Raw genomic sequence first — 17,466 nt, forward strand, 5'->3', positions numbered from 1 at the left:
GAGCGACCACAGACCGACCGAACGTCGTGCCGACAGCCCCCGATTGCGGGGCCCCCGGTTCCACGGGCCCTGAGGAGTATCGGCCCGCCGACCAGGCGTGTTGCCGGATCACACAGCAAAGTGACGGGGCTCATACTGAACCACCGTCACTCGGCTTTCGCGGAGAGTCCGCGACTGGAAACGCTCAGTGCGCGGAGGGGCCCCACTCCAGCGGCACACCCTTGGAGGCGAGGTAGGGAATGGGATCCATCTTGGCGCCGCCCTGATCCCAGATCTCCAGGTGCAGGTGCGGGCCGGTGGACTGGCCGCGGTTGCCGACGGTCGCGATGACGTCGCCCCCGTTGACGCGCTGACCCTGGGTCACCAGCATCTCGTTGACGTGGCCGTAGACGGCGGTGGTGCCGTCGTCCTGCAGCACCCGCACCCACAGGCCGAAGCCCGAGGCCGGGCCCGCCTCGATGACGGTGCCGCTGGACACGGAGTGGATCGGGGCGCCGATCGAGTCGGCGAAGTCCAGGCCGTAGTGCATGGCGCCCCAGCGGGCACCGAAGCCGGAGCTGATCGGGCCCGCGACCGGGCGGGCGGCCTGCGGCGGCGCGACCTGGTGCTGGATGCCCTGGATGATGTCCTCGACCTGGGCCAGCGGGCCCGCGATCTCGGGCGGCAGGTTGCCGATGCCGAACGGCGCGGCGGCGGGCGACGCGATCGGCGCGGCGACGGCGTCGACCTGCGTGGGCGCCTCGGCGGGCGCGGCGACCTGCTTGGCGGCGACGAGGTTGACCTCGGCGGCCTCGCGAGCGGAATCGGGGACGACGGATTCCTCGACGTCGTCGTTGTGCGTCGGCAGCAGCGGGGCCGCGTAGGCGATGGTCGGGGCGATCGAGGCGGCGGTGCCGACGATGGCGCCCGCGGCGACCGCGGCGCTGGCGGCGACCCGCACCCGATCGGTGCGAGAGGGTTCGGCGCGGTGCCGGCTCGGGCGCCCGGCGCCTCCGTCACCCAACAGGGCCTTGACGGAGATGGATTCGGGGCCCATACGGTGCTGCGACAAAGTCTCGTCCTAGCGTCCGACAACAAGGAAACGAAACCGGTGACGACCGGCCCGGAATCCGCCTGGGCGGTTCCCGTTACCGACCCGCGTGTAACGGTTCGGCATCCGTTGTGACGGGAACTCTACCCGGTCGTGACCATTCCGCAACCTTCTCTGTCGAACTCGCAGGTGGGAGGCCTGTCCCACAGTAACGATCCCGTTGCCGAGCCGGTCACACGCGCCGGTCCCGGCGCTTGACCCGGCGCCGACGGGACAGACTCGGGACATGGTGATCGAGAGCTTGCGTGTCCCCATCGTCGCCGCGCCCATGGCAGGCGGCCCGTCCACCCCGGAGTTGGTGGTCGCCGTCTCGAACGCGGGCGGGTTCGGCCAGCTGGCCGCCGGCTACCTCGCGCCTGCGGCGATGGCCGACCAGATCGCGGCGACCAGAGCCGCGACCACCGCCCCCTTCGGCATGAATCTGTTCGCCCCCGGCCCGGTCGCCGAGCCGGCGACCTACGCGGCCTATCTGGCCGAGCTGGGCGCGGAGTTCCCGCTCGGCACGCCCAAGCACGACACCGACGGCTGGGCGGAGAAGATCGACCTGCTGGTGGCCGACCCGGTCGCGGTGGTGTCGACGACCTTCGGCTGCCCCACCGCCGTCGAGGTGGACCGGCTGCACGCGGTCGGCACCGAGGTCTGGGTGACGGTCACCTCCCCCGCCGAGGCGGCGATCGCGCTCGACGCGGGCGCCGACGCGCTGATCGCCCAGGGCGCCGAGGCGGGTGGACACCGCGCGAGCTTCCTCGACGATCCCGCCGACGACCCGGTCGACCCGCTCGGCCTGCTGACCCTGCTCCAACTGCTCACCGCGAGCACCGACCGCCCGATCATCGCCGCGGGCGGCATCGCCACCGGCGCCGGCCTGGCCGCGGTGCTCGCCGCGGGCGCGGCCGCCGGGCAGCTCGGCACCGCGCTGCTGCGCTGCCCGGAGGCGGGCACCAACGCCGCGCACCGGGGCACGATCGGCTCGGCGGAACCGACGATGCTCACCCGGGCCTTCACCGGACGGCGTGCGCGCGGAATCCGCAACCGTTTTCTTCGGGAGCACACCGCGACCGCACCCGCCGCCTACCCCGAAATTCATTACGCCACCGCCCCGTTGCGGGCCGCGGGCCGCGCCGCCGGCAACACCGACGATGTGAATCTGTGGGCGGGGCAAGCGCATTCACTGGCGACCGAGCTATCGGCAGGCGAACTGATCGCCGACCTGGCCGCCGACGCGAAAAGCGCACTACGGAAAGCACTTTCAGAATGAATCCAGGGTTGTTGACAACCGATTTCGTTTAGACTCGAAGGGGCATCGCATCCCGCCGACCACCACCAAGCAGGAGGAGAGCGCCATGTCCCTCGATGTTCCCGCAGCACTGCTCGAGCGCGCCGAACAGGGCGATATCGACGACGCCGAGTTCGTAGAATGCGTCCGCACGTCACTGCCGTACGCCTGGGAAGTGGTGAGCCGGGTAGCCGGCGACCTGCGGGCGGGCGACGCGGAGTTCGCCGACAATGTGGTGCCGCCGCCGGACGAGGTCGCCCGCGGCCAGCTGCTGCGCGCCCTGGCCTCCGACGCCATCCGCGGCGGTCTGGAACGGCACTTCGGCGTGAAACTCGCCTTCCAGAACTGCCATCGGGTCGCGGCCTTCCCGCTCTCGGCGGTCGGCGGCGAGACCTACAGCCGCTACATCAGCCCGCGCGCCCAGCTCCTCAACCAGAGCCCGGAACTCCGGAACTGTTGAGCATTAGCGTTTCTGTCGACAACTGAATATCGACAACTGCATCGCACAACAGGATCCGACAACAGAACAAACAACTGAACAACAACTGAATGAGAACGGCGGGCGTGGAAGAGATTCCACGCCCGCCGCCACATCTACCAGCCGACACCCCGGTTTCGGCCGCCTCGCCGCCGAGGGGTGAGACATACCGCCGAAGGCGCAGTACCACCCCGGTTTCGGCCACCTCGCCGCCGAGGGGTGAGACATACCGCCGAAGGCGCAGTACCACCCCGGTTTCGGCCGCCTCGCCGCCGAGGGGTGAGACGTACCGCCGAAGGCGCAGTATCACCCCTCGGCGGCGAGGTCACGAGGCCGAAACCCGCGGCGCCAGCCGCCAATTACACCGTCGTCACATCCAGCTCGCCCTCGGCGTACTGCGCGCGCAGCCGCTTCTTGTCGAACTTGCCCACGCTGGTCTTGGGCACCTCGGCGATGAAGGTCCAGCGCTCCGGCAGCTGCCACTTGGCGAACTTGTCGGCCAGGAAGTCACGCAGTTCGACGGCGTCGGCGGCGGCGCCCTCGGCCAGCACGATCGCGACCAGCGGGCGCTCGTCCCACTTCTCGTCCGGCACGCCGATCACGGCGGCCTCGGCGACGGCCGGGTGGCCCATCACCGCGTTCTCCAGGTCCACCGAGGAGATCCACTCGCCGCCGGACTTGATGACGTCCTTGGAGCGGTCGACCAGGGTGAGGTAGCCGTCGGGGCTGATCTTGCCGACGTCGCCGGTGCGCAGCCAGCCGTCGTCGAACTTGTCCGGGTCGATCTCGGCCCCGGTCGGCGAGTAGTAGGAGCCGGTGATCCACGCGCCGCGGACCTCGAGCTCACCGAGCGACTCACCGTCGTTCGGGACGACCTTGCCGTCGTCGCCGACGAGCCGGGCCTCGACATTGGCCGGGAAACGGCCCTGCGTGTAGCGGTAGGCCCAGGCCTCCTCGCCCTCGACGCCCGCGGGCGCGTGCGCGACGCTGCCCAGCGGGGAGGTCTCGGTCATGCCCCACGCGTGCAGGATGCGCACGCCGTGCTTCTCCTCGAACGCGCGCATCATGGCGGGCGGCACCGCGGAGCCACCGACGACGGCGGTGCGCAGGTGCGAGATGTCCTGCGGCTGCGCGGCCAGACCCGCCAGCACGCCGCCCCAGATGGTCGGCACGGCGGCGGCGAAGGTCGGCTTCTCGGCGGCCATCATCTCCAGCAGCGGGCCGGGCTGCAGGAAGCGGTCCGGCATCAGGATGTTCGCGCCCGACATCAGCGCCGCGTACGGCAGGCCCCACGCGTTGGCGTGGAACAGCGGCACGATCGCGAGCACGTAGTCCCCGCCGTGGAAACCCATGCCGTTGGGCGAGTTCACCTGCATCGCGTGCAGCCAGTTGGAGCGGTGCGAGTAGACGACGCCCTTCGGGTCGCCGGTGGTGCCGGAGGTGTAGCACATGGCGGCGGCGGAGCGCTCGTCCACGACCGGGAAGTCGAACTCGGCGGACTGGCTGTCGAGCAGCTCGCGGTAGGAGTGCACCTGCACACCTTCGGGCGCGGTCAGTGCGGCGGCGTCGCCGTTGACGACGATCACGTGCTCGACCGTCTTCAGGTTCGGTAGGTACTGAGCGAACAGCGGCACCAGGGTGCCGTCGACGAGCACGACCTTGTCCTCGGCGTGGTTGGCGACGAACACCAGCTGCTCCGGGAACAGGCGGATGTTGAGCGCGTGCAGCACCGAGCCCATCGCGGGCACCGCGATGTAGGCGACCATGTGCTCGTTGTTGTTCCACATGAAGGTGCCGACGCGGTCGCCCTCTTCGATGCCGAGCCCGCGCAGCGCGTTGGCCAGCCGTGCGGCGTCGGCGCCGAGCTCACGGTAGGTCATGGTGCGCACACCGTCGCCGGTCCAGGTGGACACGGTCGAATTGCCCTGGAAGGTGGCGGCATAGTTGAGCAGTTTGGCCAGCGACAGCTGGTCGTCCTGCATGGTGCTCAGCATCGAAAACTCCTTCGGTCTCGCCGCGGCATGAGCCACGTCACAAGCGGATGCTACCGAAGGGAGCGCGGGCGGCAACCGTTTCCCAGCGTAACTTTTCCTGGTGAACGGTGTGTTCAGCGTCAGCCCTCTTGCGTGCGGTGCGGCGGTTGCGCGTCGGGGCCGCGATGATGCGCGGGCACACCGGGGCCCGCGTGCTCGGCGTTGTGCACCGCGTCGACCACCAGCCTGCGGACGTGGTCGTTCTCCAGGCTGTAATAGATCGTGGTGCCCTCCCGACGGGTGCGCACCAGCCGCGCCATCCGCAATTTGGCCAGATGCTGCGACACCGACGGCCCCGGCTTGCCGACCTCGGTCGCCAGTTCGTTCACCGACAATTCACGGTCGGCCAGCGCCCACAGCACCTGGACCCGGGTCGGATCGGCGAGCATCCGGAAGACCTCGACGACCAGCCCCACCTGGTCCTCGGCCAGTGGTGCGCGGACCGGGTCGCCGTCTGCGTTCATGCGCAGATGATAGGCCCGGCCGGTCAGCGCAAGGCGAGGTCGGCCAGCGCGGTCCAGTCGGCCAGCACCTGCTTGCGGCGGACCCGGTCGCGCCCGACCAACTCGTCGAGAGTGGCGCCGCGGACCAGATTGATGGTGAGCCAGAAGGTGCTCTCCAGCCGCTCGCGGGTGATCGCGGGGTCGATCAGCCCGGCGCAGCGGTCGAGCAACTCGACGGTCAGCTCGTGCTGGACGCGCAGCATCTCCCGGCGCAGCGGCGGATCGTTGGCGATGCCGACGTAGAGCTCGACGGCGGCGCGGCCGAGCTGCCCGGCGAACGTCGCGGTGACCAGTTCGACCAGCACCGCGCCCGCCGCGCTGTCCCCCGGCAGGGCTTTGGCCTTGCGCTGCATGGCTTCTCGCTGCCGCTCGGTGAGATGTCCGATGGTCTGCGCGAACAGCTCGCTCCTGGTGTGGAACTGGTGCAGCTGCGCGCCCCGGGTGACCCCGGCCCTGGCGGTGATGTCGGCGATCGAGGCCCCCGCGTAGCCGACCTCGGCCAGGCTCTCGATCGCGGCATCGAGCAGCAGGGTCCGCGTTCGCAGACTCTTCTCCTGATGCTTGTTCGGTGGCAGCTCGGGCATCGACCCAGTATAGAGGGTGAAAATTCCATGCTGCCTTGCACGCAATTCAGTGCTGGACGTACTGTGTCGAGCATGGCTGTTGACCGGATGCTGCCCACCGACGAAGCGCGCGAGCTGATCGAGCTGACCCGCGACATCGCCGACAAGGTGCTCGAACCGCGCGTCGCCGAGAGCGAGAAGACCGGCGTCTTCCCCGATGGTGTCTTCCCCGCTCTCGGCGCGGCCGGGCTGCTGAGCCTGCCGTATCCGGAGGAATTCGGCGGCGGCGCGCAGCCCTACGAGGTCTACCTGCAGGTGCTCGAGGAACTGGCGAGCCGCTGGGCCGCCGTCGCGGTCGCGGTGAGCGTGCACGGCCTGTCCTGCCATCCGCTGTTCACCTATGGCACCGACGAGCAGAAGCAGCAGTGGCTGGCGAGCATGCTCTCCGGCGAGACCATCGGCGCCTACAGCCTGTCCGAGGCACACGCGGGCTCCGACGCCGCCGCCCTGCGCTGTCGCGCCACCCCGGTCGACGGCGGCTACCGGCTCACCGGCACCAAGGCGTGGATCACCAACGGCGGCCGCGCCGACTTCTACACCCTGTTCGCCCGTACCGGCGAGGGCTCGCGCGGCATCTCCTGCTTCCTGGTCCCCGCCGACACCGCGGGCCTGAGCTTCGGCAAGCCCGAGGAGAAGATGGGCCTGCGCGGCATCCCCACCACCACCGCCGCCTACGACGACGCCTTCCTGCCCACCGAACGCCGCATCGGCGACGAGGGCCAGGGCCTGTCGATCGCCTTCAGCGCCCTCGACGCGGGCCGCCTCGGCATCGCCGCCGTGGCCACCGGTGTCGCCCAGCGCGCGCTCGACGAGGCCGTGGCCTACGCCAAGGAGCGGGAGGCGTTCGGCCGCAAGATCATCGACCACCAGGGTCTGGGCTTCGTCCTCGCCGACATGGCCGCCGCCGTCGACACCGCCCGCGCCACCTACCTCGACGCCGCGCGCCGCCGCGACGCCGGACTGCCGTACTCGCGGCAGGCCAGCGTCGCCAAGCTGGTCGCCACCGACGCCGCGATGAAGGTGACCACCGACGCGGTCCAGGTCTTCGGCGGCTACGGCTACACCCAGGACTTCCCGGTGGAGCGCTACATGCGCGAGGCCAAGGTCATGCAGATCTTCGAGGGCACCAACCAGATCCAGCGCCTGGTGATCGCACGCCATCTCGCCGGGTGAGCTACCCCGCAACGCGCTGATCACACAGCCTCAGCCCGTTCCGGCAACCGGCCAGTAAACTGGACGGCGTCTCGAGACCTCGGGCGAAAGAGGTGCGCGATGCTGTGGTGGTTGATCGTGATCGTCGTCGTGTGCGTGGTCGCGCTGCTGTATCTGCGCGCCGAGCAGAACAAGCGGACCGCGCGCGAACTCGACGAAGCGCAGGCCGATGCCAGAGTGACGATCGAACGGCTCGGCGGCCAGGTGTACCAGCTGTCGCCGCGCAACGAAGCGGCCCGGCAGGCGCTGGCCGACGCGTCCGAACGCTACAACGCCGCGGGCGGGCAGATGGACAGGGCGAACTCACCCGTCCAGGCCCGCCTGGCCAAGCAGACGGCAGTGGAAGGGCTCTATTACATCCGGGCTGCGCGCACGGCGATGAATATGGACCCGGGCCCGCCGGTACCGGCCCTCGATGGTCAGGACATCGCGGGACAGGTCGACCAGCAACGGGTCGTCGAGCACAACGGTCGCCGCATCGCCGCTTCCCCCACCCCCTCCCAGGGCACGCCGAACTATTACCCCGGCGGGCGTGTGGCCGGACGGCCGGTCCCCGCGGGGTGGTATTCGGAGCCGTGGTGGAAGCCCGCGCTGATCGCCGGCGCCTGGGGCGCCGGTTCGGCACTGCTGTTCACGACATTGTTCGCCGGGATGTCCGGAGTCGGCTACGACGCCCAGGCCTTCGAGGACGGCACCGGCGAAGCGGCACTCGACCAGGGCGAGGTCGGCCAGGATCCGGGGTACGACCCGGGTCAGGATTCAGAGGGGTGGGGCGGCTCCGATGGTGTCGAGGGTGGATACGACAGCGGCGGGTTCGACAGCGGCGGTGGATTCGACGCGTTCTGAACCAGGCGGCGGGCCGGGACCTGCCCTGGCGCCACCGAGATAGCCGGGGCCGGGATGCGACGGGGGCACCACGCCACGACGAATCATGTTGCGGCCATGCGGGTCTGGGCTCATGTCGCAGCTCACGTCGTGCCGGTGCCGACCGTCGGCACGACTGCGCGCGGTAACCACCGCCTCGACCCGGATGCCGGGTAACAGTCGGCCGGCGGCGATCGGATCGCCTCGGTCCGCCCAGAGCGGGGGCACACCGGCCGCAGATAGTCCGCCCTGCGCCGGACACTTCCGAACCTGGACCTGCGGCGGGACCTTCCGGGTCTCTGCCTGCATCGGGACCATGCAGGTCTCGACTTTCGCCGGGACCATCCGAGGCTCGACCTCCGCCAGGACCATCCGAGGCTCGACCTGGATCGTGGCGACCGCATCGAGGTCAGCCCGGCCGTAGCCGACCGCGGCGGGGCAGACCGAGCCGCCGGGTACGTCGCCCACCGGGTCCACAGGCGAGAGTTCCCCAGGGCAGGACTGGCCGCCACTCGCCACGCCCCCCGTGTTGACGACCGCGCGTTCGGCCGCATCGCCCGAGTCCGCAGGACCATCCCCGATTGCCGACTCGGCAGGACCGGTCGCCACGGACGGCTCGGCGGGGTCCGACTCCACGGGATCGGCACCGGGTGTGGGCCGAGTCGGTTCGGCCTGGCCGGGTAGCGCGAACCCGAACGTGGTGAGCAGCGAGAGGATCGGCTCGACCGGCGATGAACCCTTCGGGAGGACCAGGTCCAGCGTGGGGCCCAGGTCAGCCGACGGCGGTCCGAGTTCCCATGACGGAACATCTCCTGCTGCCGCGTCTTCCGTGGTGGATCGTCCGAGCTCCGGCAGGAGAGCGTCGAGGATCGGCGGCGACAGGTCCGGGCCGACGGCCGTGACCAGCGGGAGGTGCTGGGCGGTCGGAGTGTCCTCGGCGGCGGCCACGCCGGCGATCGACAGCGCGGCGAACACCATGCCGGTCAGCAACACACCACGGACGTAGCCGGCCGCGCGCATCACCCACTCCTTCCTGTCTCGTCAGTACTGGTTCTTCCGGTCGGCGACAAGCCGCGCCCGTCAGCTGGGCGTGCGGCACTCCGACAACTCCCCCGCGTCCCGCCGAACCTGCTTGGACGCGGGTAGTCGCTGGGCGACCACCCTGATCCGCGGATTCTCGTTCTCGATCTGCTGTGCCGAGGCGGCGAGCAGATCCCTGGCGACGCCGCGCAGCCGATCGGTATCGGCGATATCCACGCCGCCCATCTCGCCCGCCCGCGCGCGGTCCGCCTGCCCGAGCCGCTCGAAGAGCCCGACCAATTCCCCCCGCGCGGAGCGCCATTCGTCGGGGTAGAGGTCCGGGATCGGTAGCCGGTCGGCGGTATCGCGCGCACCGTCGGCCGCGGCGGCCCGGCCACCGAGGATCATCGCCGCCGTGTCGCGATACTGCGCCGGCGTGAGCGCCCCGGCTTCGCGCTCGGCCGCTTTCAGCTCCGCCCGATATCGGGTCTGCAGCGAACAGACGGACCGATAGAACGCGAGCATGGTCGATTGCGTCGCCGCGCTCGCGCCCTCGATCGCCTCGGCGCGCGCCGCAGCAGCCCGATCCACCTGCGACGACGCCGAATCCGGATCGACCAGCCCGCCGTCGACCGCGCACCCGCCCAGCCCCACACACACCGCCGCGGCCAGCACGCGCGCCCTCACCACCTGCGCACGCCGAGCCATCCGATCGACACGGACAACCCCGGCGGCACGGCGCGACTCGACGCGCCGTGCCGCCGTAAGCGGGACCCCACAACCATGACCACGTACTCCTCGCGAGAAGACAGAAAGTCAGTGCGTGCACGAATGCCCGACCAGGCCGGGCGGAAGCCACCGGGAACGCTAGAACACCGAAACCCCACCTCAGGGGCCCACACCCGTTTCAGATCAGCGTGTCGCCGTGTTCGCCGACACCGCGCACCCCGTCCCAGCTTTGCTACCCCCCAGCCCCCGCACGCTATACTCGGCACGGTCGAACCGGGCCCCACCCCGACCCCGACCAACCCCGCCTTCGTAGCTCAGGGGATAGAGCACCGCTCTCCTAAAGCGGGTGTCGCAGGTTCGAATCCTGCCGAGGGCACAAGAATTTCCGCAGGTCAGGTCACTCTGGATGGCCGCACAGGCCGTCACCCAGTACCCACCGAGAAGGCCCCGATACTCGACGACAAGGGCCTCCTGACCGCCAACGCGGTCTATCCGATGCCGTGGCGACTCGGCTGCGACCCGCTGCGCGTCGAACAGGACCAGCGCGGACGGCAGATCATCACCATCGAGTTGCAGGCGGGAGCGTCGGACATCTTCCCGTTCGAGCGGAGCGGCGGTTCAGGACCCGGCCGGGGCCTGCAATTTCGCCCGCAGGACCTTGCCGCTGGCGTTTCGCGGGATCTCGTCGAGCACGACGAATCGCTTGGGCACCTTGTAGCGCTCGAGCCCATCACGCACAAACTGTTTGAGCGCGTCCTCTCCTGGCGCGACCGCCTCGGGTCCGAGCACGATGAAGGCGTTGAGGACTTGCCCGAATTCGGGATCCGGAACGCCGATCACGACCGCGTCGGTGATGCCGGAGTGAGTGGCGAGGCGGTCCTCGACCTCGCCGGGGAAGATGTTCTCCCCGCCGGAGACGATCATGTCGTCGGCACGGCCGTCGATGAACAACCTGCGCTGCGCATCGAAATGGCCCATGTCGCCGGTGCAGACATGCCCGTCGACGACCTCCTTGACCGAGACTTTCGCCGCGGGGTCAGGGGTGTATCCGGCGTATTCCAGACCGCTGCGCACGAAGATCTCACCGACCTCTCCCGGCGCGGCTTCGGTGCGGTCACCGCGCAGAACGCGGACCGACACCCCGAGCGCGGCCCGGCCGATGGTGTCGGGCGCGGCGACGAGGTCGGCGGGAGTGGCGATCGTGACCAGGCCCGCCTCGGTCGAGCCGTACCCATTGACCAGGATCGGTCCGAAGGCGTCGATCAGGTTCGCGATGGTGGTCGGTGAGATCGGCGCGGCGCCGGTGACCATGATCCGCAATGCCGAACGTGCCGAAGCATTTTCAGCAAGTTCCGGCACGGCGAGCAGCCGTTGCAGCATGACCGGCACCGCCATCACCACGGTGACTCGATGACGGGTGATGTCGTCGAGCGCGGTAGCGGCGTCGAAGCGACGGCGGCAGATCGCGGTCGCTCCCAGGGCCAGCGGACCGAGCAGCGACAACAATCCGAAGCCGTGGAACATCGGCGGCGCGACCAGCACCCGGTCGGTGGACCGCAGTCGCAGGATCGCCATCGCGGTCAGTGTGAGCGCCACGATCGCGGTCGGCTTCACCGCTCGCGGCACACCCTTGGCCAGCCCGGTGGTGCCCGAGGTCAACAGGGTCATCTTGACCGCGTGGCGAACGCGCGGCGGGCGCGGGTGACTGCGGGAAGCCAGCTCGCCCAGCGTCGTCAGTCCGGCGTCGTCGGCGTGCGGTTCGCGCCACGCCAGCACCCGCATGCCCTGGTAGTCGGCCTTCGCGACGGCGGCGGCGTACTCGTCGTCGTAGATCAGCACGTCGGGGTTGTGCCGGGCCAGGACGGCGTGCAGCTGCGGGGCGGGCAGCTCGGTGTTGATGAAGATCAACTCCGCACCCAGCTGCGCACCTGCGGCCATCGCTTCGGCGAACCCGCGATGGTTGCGGCAGAGGATGCCCACCGACATCGGCGGGCTCGCGCACGCGGCGTACAGCGCCGCGGCGATCGCTTCGGCACGTTGCTGCAACTGCCGATAGGTCAGCTGTCCGGCGTCGTCGATGATCGCGATCTTGTCCGGGTGACGAATCGCGCTGGCCGCCAGCAACATCGCCGGGGTCGGCCCGAACCGGTAGAGGCCGCGCGCCAACGCCACGGCTTTGCGCGGGCCTACCGGGGCGAGCATGCCCGAAGCAACGACCGCCGGTAACGCCGAACCCCATTGACGCAGGCTCTGGGTCAGCTCACCGGGCATTCGTGCGCACCTGTTCCTGATCGCCACCGGCGGAATCGGTGACATTCGACAAGGCCGGCTCGCCCCGGGTCGGCGGCCGCAGCCGCGACAGCGAGGCCTCGGTGTCACCGAGGTTGCGGAAGACCCGTTCCATCAGCACTTCCAGCGGTAGCCGGAACACGGTAGCGATCACCGCGGAGGGAAAGCCGTAGAGCGGGGTCATCGTTCGCGGCTTCTTCACGACGGCCTTGGCCAGGACCTTCGCCGCGTCCTGCGGTGTCTGACCGGGCAGCACGCGCATCCAGCGGCTCGGCGCGCTCATCCGGGTATGCAGCAGGCCGCCGTAGAAGGTGGTCAGGGTGACTCCGTCAGCGCGGGCTTCAGCGCCGACCGCGCGCATCCACCAGTCGAAGGCCAGCTTCGACGACAGGTAGAAGCCCCATTTGGGGGCGTTGGGGAACATGATCCCGACGGTGGAGACGTTCACGATGTGGCCGCTGCCGCGGGCTCGCATGCCCGGCAGCAGGGCCAGCGTGAGCCGCATCGGTCCGAGGTAGTTGGCGCCGGACGTCGCGGCGATGTCCTTGGGCCGGTCATAGGACAGGTGAATCGAACGGCGCAACGACTTGCCCGCATTGTGGATGAGGACGTCGACCTCGCCCAAGTCGTAGCGCACCGCTGCGGCGAATTCCGCGATCGACTGCTCGTCGGTGAGATCGAGGCGGTACGGATAGGCCTCGCCGCCGGCGGCGTTGATATCCTCGGCCACCTCGAGCAGCCGATCCATCGACCGGGCCGCGACAACCACCCGGGCACCCGCAGCGGCGAACCACCGGGCGGTCGCCGCACCGACACCGAACGACGCCCCGGTGATCACGACCACCTTGCCCTCGACCTCGCTACGCAGGGCGGCTCGGCTGCGTAACCCGCGAGGACCGATGACCCATGCGACCGCTCGCGCGAGCGGCGTCTCGACGATCCGCGAGGGACCGGTGGGCAGCACTTCGGACATGGGTGATCACTCCATCGACTTCGACACGGTGGACAGGGGGCCCAGGAAGGCCACGGCTTGGGGATCGGAGAGCGCGGCGTCGATGGCCCGCTGAGTCAGCTCGATGCTCGGGTCGGTGCGCAGCGCGGCCAGCACCGTGCCGAACATGTTGCCGACGACGAGGTCTTTGACCTGGTCGCGGCTGATATCGCGGGTGCGCGTCCAATGCAGCACCAGCCCCTCGATGAACGACACGAACCCGCTGATCGCGGCACGCAACACCGGCGAGGAGTCCGACCCGGTGACCTCGACGACCAGCGCATCGGTCAGGCGGATCTGGTGGCGGTCACGAATCTGGCGCACTTCAGCGTCGGCCACGTCGGCGAACAGCGCTTCGAAGGCTCGCGGCTGTTGCTCGGCCTCGTCGAGCAATCGGTCGATGCCGCGGGTCAGCCGGTCCAGCGCGGGGCCGCGCATCGCCAGCAGGTCACCCCAGAACTCCTCGGCGGCCTGTTCGAGAACGGCCAGGTAGAAGCCCCGCTTTCCGCCGAAGTGGTAGCTGATCGAACCGGCGGCGACACCGAGCGAGCGCGCCAGGTCCACGATCGAGACCTCCTCGTAGCGGTCGCTACTGAACGCGGCCTTGCCCGCCGCCAGCAGCGCCGCGCGCGACGCTTCGCCACGCCGATTGACGCCCATCCGACCTCCAATTTATGAATCAGATTCAATAACTGTGAGAGTAGGCAGCCGTACGCAGCACAGTCAAGGACTTTCTGAACGGTATTCAAACTTTGCGCCGACGAGACTGCTGCCTCGTACCCCGTGCTCGCGGCGCCGTCTCGAGTACGCCCGACTCCGATCCGCCGGATGGATAGGTGGCCGATGTCATCGGCGCGCACCGGTTGCTGGCGATACTCGAAGCCGCGGCCAGAGTGCACATGGCCCCGACGTCGCGCTGTTCGAGTTCGTGCCGGCCGATGTGCGGCCGGTGCCTGCGCGCCACCTGAAGATCGCCGTCGAGGTCATCTCACCGAGCCCCGTCAAGACAGACCGGCTCGAGAAGATGAGTGAGTACGCCGCGGCTGGAATCCCCTGGTACTGGCTGGTGAGCGTCTCCGACACCGACGTGACCAGTGAAGCCGGATTTCAGGCCGCCGGCTAGGAGCCGCTGAGGCTGGACGAACCCGCGCTCAGCAGTCGCGGGATGTTCGCGAAACAAACGGTGCGCGGGACTACCCAGCGTGGAAGACTGCTGAACTGCGACGGTCGGCATCTGTGGTGCTGAAAGAGGTTGGGACCGTGCGGGTTCGATCCGGCGGTTCGGGCGTCGAGGCGTCGCGTTGCGAGTTCCGTGCGATGGATCGAGGGTTTGATGAACGTAGGGTATGCGGTCCGATGGGCGGCTGAGCACGGGTTGCCGCGGCTGGGGCTGATGGCCCTGCACCGCAAGGGAGACACGTTCGCGCAGTTGCTCAGTGGCGACGAAGGCCGCAACGACCCGTACACGCTGATCGATCAGCTGCGCGGCGACGGCGGGGTGCAGACCGTCAAGACCGGGTACGCCGTCTTCGAACACGGACTGTGCAAGGAGATCCTGCGTGACCGGCGCTTCGGCGTGCGGACCCCGATCGATCCGATGCTGCCGGGGCCGATTCGCCGCTATGTCGAGTCGATCGAGTTGCCGCCCAATCCGATCGAAGCGCCGTCGATGTTCATGATGGACCCGCCCGAGCACAGCCGGCTGCGCAAGCCGGTCGCCTCGGCGTTCACCCCGCGCGCGGTGTCCCGGCTGGGCGATCGGGTGCGTGAGGTCACCACCGAACTGCTCGACGCGCTCGAGGCGAAGGGATCGGCCGAGCTGATCAGCGAATTCGCCGCGCAGGTCCCGGTGGCCGTCATCGGCGAGATGCTCGGGTTCCCGGACTCCGACCGCGAGATGTTCCTGGCCTGGGGCGAAGTGGTCACGCCGCTGCTCGATGTCGGCATCTCCTGGGAGACGCACCAGCGCGCGATGACCGCGACCGCGGCGATGAAGACCTACCTGGCCGACCACATCGAGAAGGTGCGCCGCGACCCCGGCGACGACATCTTCAGCACCCTGGTGACCTCCGGCGAGCTGAACACCACCGAGCTGATGGCCAGCGCGAACGTGCTGATGGGCGCGGGCTTCGAGACCACCATGAACCTGCTCGGCAACGCGATTCCGCTGTTGCTGGCCCACCCCGACCAGCTCGAACTCCTGCGCGCCGAGCCGCAGCACTGGCCCAACGCGATCGAGGAGATCCTGCGGTTCGAGCCGCCGGTGCAGCTGACCGCGCGGCGCGTGCTGGAACCGGTGGAACTGGGCGGCGCGCCGCTGCAACCGGGCAAGTCGGTGATCATGTCGCTGGCCGGCGCCAACCGCGACCCGGCCAAGTTCGAGGATCCGCATCGGTTCGACGTCACCCGCGCCAACGCCAAGGAGCATCTCGCCTTCGGCAGCGGCGTGCACGCCTGCATCGGCGCGAGCCTGGCCAGGCTCGAAGGCATCAACGCACTGCCCGCCCTGTTCGAACGCTTCCCGGACCTGCGGCTCGACGGCGAACCGCGCCGTCGTGGCCTGTCGACCCTGCACGGTTTCGATCGCATGCCCGCGGTACTGAGTCAGTCGGCGGACGTGGTGCCCGCCTCCACCGGGGACGGTGCGACCCAGAGCTGACGGCGCCGTCAGAACTTGCCGCTGTGGTGCCCGATTCGATGGCCGAGTCGGGCACCCAGCTCGGCGACGAACTCGTCGGTGAGCGGCGGCCAGCCCCAGAAGTCGAAAGCCAGGGCGCCGAGGGCGAATTCGTCGGCCCACTCCCAGTCGGTGACCGGACTCGCGGTGCCGCAGGAAACGCAGGTCACCGCGCCGGCGCCGGTGTCGCGCCAGGCGTCGATGGCGTCGGCGAACGGCTGCCAGACCGCCTTGTCCGCTTCCCACCGCTGCGGGTAGTCGATGATCACGGTGGTGGCCCGGCAGTGCGGGCAGTCGGCGGCGGAGGGCTCGATGGCGCCCTGGCCGGCGAAGTGCGGGTACCTGCCGACGATGACGGCGACCGGGCCCGGCATCCAGTCCGCGCCCCACTCCTGGGTGATCCGCGACCACTCGGGGCCCGGCCGATAGCCTTCGTCGACCTGGAGGCTGTACATCGTGTCGCGCGAGGTCTCGCGCAGCAGCCAGCCACGCGAGACCATCCAGTCGACCGTCTGTTCGGCCAGTGCGCCCGCGTCGTCCGCGGCGACCTCGACGTCGATGATCCGTTCGAAATAGTCACCCACACCGGCATCGTGCCATCGAGCGGCGACAAAAACCCCGCTACCGCAGGCTTGTTCGGCTGTTACTGTCGCCAGCCGTGAGTACTCCGACTTCCCTCGCCGAGGTCCGCGCCCGCATCGACGCGATCGACAGCACCGTGATCGAACTCCTCGCGGCCAGGCAGGAACTCGTGCGCACGGCGGCGACGTTCAAGCGCGACGAGCACGCCGTCCGCGCGCCGGACCGGTTCGCCCAGCTGATCGCCTCGGTGCGCGAGCGCGCGGAAGCGGCCGGGCTCACGCCGGATATCGCGGAGACGATCTGGCGCGCGATGGTCGGCGCGTTCATCGAGATGGAGCTGGCCGAGCACGAGAAGTTCCGCTCACAGCCTTCTTGACCAGGGCGGCGATGCGGGTTTCATCGGCTGCGGTGAGAGCGGTGAGACCGAAGGCGGTGGGCCACATGGTGCCGTCGTCGATGGTGGCGGCGTCGCTGAAGCCCAGGGTGGCGTAGCGGGTCTTGAACTTGGCGGCGGCCTGGAAGAAGCAGACGACCTTGCCGTCCTTGGCCCAGGCGGGCTGGCCGTACCAGGTCTTGGGGGTGAGGTCGGGGGCGGTGGTCATCACGATCTGGTGGATGCGGGTCGCGATGGAGCGGTCGGGTTCGGCCATCTCGGCGATCTTGGCGAGCAGGTCGGCCTCGCCGTCGGCCTTGGACGTCTTGCCCCGCTTGGCCGCCGTTCTCAGCTCCTGCGCGTGCTCCTTCATCGCGGCGCGTTCCTCGGCGGAGAACCCGGCGGCGCTGCCAGACTTCGACGTGGGCATGTGACTTCCTCTCAGCGGCGGCGGCTCGCGGTCACGAACAACGCGATGCCGGCGGACAGCGCCAGGACGATCGCGATCGTCAGCAGGATGAGCGGTGTCGTCGCGGCGGCGTCGGCGCCGGGCCCCCCACTGCGGTGGATCAGCAGAGCCGCGATCAGCGGGCCGATCATCGCCAGACCGGCGGCGGTCAGCACGACCCCACCGGTCGTCAGCTCGACCGGGCCGAGGGACCACTTGGTTGCTCGCGGCCGGGAGCCGGTGCGTAGCAAACGATCGTCGACAGTCATGCCATCCCC

At 69.5% G+C, this 17,466-nt stretch carries 19 protein-coding genes and 1 tRNA gene; 8 read left to right on the top strand and 12 right to left on the bottom strand.

Annotated features, from left to right (window positions below):
* Window positions 1-184: 184 nt before the first annotated feature.
* Window positions 185-1,051 carry a M23 family metallopeptidase gene (locus tag ACIO52_RS07160; protein WP_402642392.1) on the bottom strand — a complete coding sequence of 289 codons (867 nt, stop codon included), beginning with the start codon at window positions 1,049-1,051 and terminating at the stop codon, window positions 185-187.
* A gap of 265 nt (window positions 1,052-1,316) precedes the next feature.
* Between ACIO52_RS07160 and ACIO52_RS07165 the strand changes: the two genes are divergently transcribed.
* Both ACIO52_RS07165 and ACIO52_RS07170 read left to right on the top strand, forming a co-directional pair.
* Window positions 1,317-2,348: a nitronate monooxygenase gene (locus ACIO52_RS07165; RefSeq protein ID WP_402642395.1), complete on the top strand. Its 1,032-nt coding sequence runs from the start codon at window positions 1,317-1,319 to the stop codon at window positions 2,346-2,348.
* A gap of 85 nt (window positions 2,349-2,433) precedes the next feature.
* Window positions 2,434-2,826, top strand: a complete 393-nt coding sequence (locus ACIO52_RS07170) for an SCO5389 family protein (RefSeq protein WP_218720750.1) — start codon at window positions 2,434-2,436, stop codon at window positions 2,824-2,826.
* A 377-nt stretch (window positions 2,827-3,203) separates the two neighbouring features.
* Here ACIO52_RS07170 and ACIO52_RS07175 read toward each other — a convergent pair whose 3' ends face one another.
* The 3 genes from ACIO52_RS07175 to ACIO52_RS07185 all read right to left on the bottom strand — a co-directional run bounded on the left by ACIO52_RS07175 (window position 3,204) and on the right by ACIO52_RS07185 (window position 5,964).
* Window positions 3,204-4,838, bottom strand: coding sequence for a long-chain fatty acid--CoA ligase (locus ACIO52_RS07175; protein ID WP_218720751.1), 1,635 nt, complete (start codon window positions 4,836-4,838; stop codon window positions 3,204-3,206).
* Between the two features lie 119 nt (window positions 4,839-4,957).
* Window positions 4,958-5,341 (bottom strand): metalloregulator ArsR/SmtB family transcription factor, encoded by a 384-nt coding sequence (locus ACIO52_RS07180; RefSeq protein WP_218720752.1) that lies wholly within the window; start codon window positions 5,339-5,341, stop codon window positions 4,958-4,960.
* Window positions 5,342-5,364: 23 nt separating this feature from the next.
* Window positions 5,365-5,964 (bottom strand): TetR/AcrR family transcriptional regulator, encoded by a 600-nt coding sequence (locus tag ACIO52_RS07185; protein ID WP_402642401.1) that lies wholly within the window; start codon window positions 5,962-5,964, stop codon window positions 5,365-5,367.
* Between the two features lie 72 nt (window positions 5,965-6,036).
* Here ACIO52_RS07185 and ACIO52_RS07190 point away from each other — a divergent pair, with 72 nt between their 5' ends.
* On the top strand, window positions 6,037-7,176 hold the full coding sequence (locus tag ACIO52_RS07190; protein ID WP_218720754.1) for an acyl-CoA dehydrogenase family protein: 1,140 nt from the start codon (window positions 6,037-6,039) through the stop codon (window positions 7,174-7,176).
* 99 nt (window positions 7,177-7,275) lie between these two features.
* A complete protein-coding gene (locus ACIO52_RS07195) occupies window positions 7,276-8,061 on the top strand; it encodes a DUF1542 domain-containing protein (RefSeq protein WP_255588411.1) in 786 nt (261 codons plus the stop codon).
* Here ACIO52_RS07195 and ACIO52_RS07200 read toward each other — a convergent pair.
* Both ACIO52_RS07200 and ACIO52_RS07205 read right to left on the bottom strand, forming a co-directional pair.
* Complete coding sequence (locus ACIO52_RS07200) at window positions 7,975-9,099, bottom strand: hypothetical protein (protein WP_402642404.1); 1,125 nt, start codon at window positions 9,097-9,099, stop codon at window positions 7,975-7,977. The genes ACIO52_RS07195 and ACIO52_RS07200 overlap by 87 nt on opposite strands.
* Before the next feature lie 60 nt (window positions 9,100-9,159).
* Window positions 9,160-9,789, bottom strand: a complete 630-nt coding sequence (locus ACIO52_RS07205) for a hypothetical protein (protein ID WP_402642407.1) — start codon at window positions 9,787-9,789, stop codon at window positions 9,160-9,162.
* 342 nt (window positions 9,790-10,131) lie between these two features.
* On the opposite strand from ACIO52_RS07205, the gene ACIO52_RS07210 reads away from it, so the two are divergent.
* A tRNA-Arg gene (locus tag ACIO52_RS07210) sits at window positions 10,132-10,204 on the top strand.
* A 242-nt stretch (window positions 10,205-10,446) separates the two neighbouring features.
* Here the strand turns inward: ACIO52_RS07210 and ACIO52_RS07215 are convergent.
* The 3 genes from ACIO52_RS07215 to ACIO52_RS07225 are packed head-to-tail and all read right to left on the bottom strand — an operon-like array spanning window position 10,447 to window position 13,768.
* Window positions 10,447-12,099, bottom strand: a complete 1,653-nt coding sequence (locus ACIO52_RS07215; RefSeq protein WP_402642410.1) for an AMP-binding protein — start codon at window positions 12,097-12,099, stop codon at window positions 10,447-10,449.
* Entirely contained in the window at window positions 12,089-13,090 is a 1,002-nt protein-coding gene (locus tag ACIO52_RS07220) for an SDR family NAD(P)-dependent oxidoreductase (protein ID WP_402642413.1), read from the bottom strand. The genes ACIO52_RS07215 and ACIO52_RS07220 overlap by 11 nt, the downstream gene beginning before the upstream one ends.
* Before the next feature lie 6 nt (window positions 13,091-13,096).
* Window positions 13,097-13,768, bottom strand: a complete 672-nt coding sequence (locus tag ACIO52_RS07225) for a helix-turn-helix domain-containing protein (RefSeq protein ID WP_316573495.1) — start codon at window positions 13,766-13,768, stop codon at window positions 13,097-13,099.
* Between the two features lie 34 nt (window positions 13,769-13,802).
* Between ACIO52_RS07225 and ACIO52_RS07230 the strand changes: the two genes are divergently transcribed.
* Both ACIO52_RS07230 and ACIO52_RS07235 read left to right on the top strand, forming a co-directional pair.
* Window positions 13,803-14,231: a Uma2 family endonuclease gene (locus ACIO52_RS07230; protein WP_316573494.1), complete on the top strand. Its 429-nt coding sequence runs from the start codon at window positions 13,803-13,805 to the stop codon at window positions 14,229-14,231.
* Between the two features lie 210 nt (window positions 14,232-14,441).
* The gene (locus ACIO52_RS07235; RefSeq protein WP_218720768.1) at window positions 14,442-15,767 is read left to right on the top strand and encodes a cytochrome P450; all 1,326 of its coding nucleotides are present in this window, start codon (window positions 14,442-14,444) and stop codon (window positions 15,765-15,767) included.
* An 8-nt stretch (window positions 15,768-15,775) separates the two neighbouring features.
* Here the strand turns inward: ACIO52_RS07235 and ACIO52_RS07240 are convergent, their stop codons facing one another.
* Window positions 15,776-16,369, bottom strand: coding sequence for a hypothetical protein (locus ACIO52_RS07240; protein ID WP_316573493.1), 594 nt, complete (start codon window positions 16,367-16,369; stop codon window positions 15,776-15,778).
* Between the two features lie 74 nt (window positions 16,370-16,443).
* Here ACIO52_RS07240 and ACIO52_RS07245 point away from each other — a divergent pair, with 74 nt between their 5' ends.
* Window positions 16,444-16,743, top strand: coding sequence for a chorismate mutase (locus tag ACIO52_RS07245; RefSeq protein ID WP_218720770.1), 300 nt, complete (start codon window positions 16,444-16,446; stop codon window positions 16,741-16,743).
* Here ACIO52_RS07245 and ACIO52_RS07250 read toward each other — a convergent pair.
* Together ACIO52_RS07250 and ACIO52_RS07255 are read right to left on the bottom strand one after the other, a co-directional pair.
* Window positions 16,691-17,170, bottom strand: a complete 480-nt coding sequence (locus tag ACIO52_RS07250; protein ID WP_218720771.1) for an iron chaperone — start codon at window positions 17,168-17,170, stop codon at window positions 16,691-16,693. The two genes, ACIO52_RS07245 and ACIO52_RS07250, sit on opposite strands and share 53 nt — an antisense overlap.
* Before the next feature lie 11 nt (window positions 17,171-17,181).
* Complete coding sequence (locus ACIO52_RS07255) at window positions 17,182-17,457, bottom strand: hypothetical protein (RefSeq protein ID WP_218720772.1); 276 nt, start codon at window positions 17,455-17,457, stop codon at window positions 17,182-17,184.
* Between the last annotated feature and the right edge of the window lie 9 nt (window positions 17,458-17,466).

Origin of the sequence: Nocardia sp. NPDC087230 (genome assembly GCF_044744725.1) — a bacterium.
GTDB classification, from domain to species: domain Bacteria; phylum Actinomycetota; class Actinomycetes; order Mycobacteriales; family Mycobacteriaceae; genus Nocardia; species Nocardia canadensis.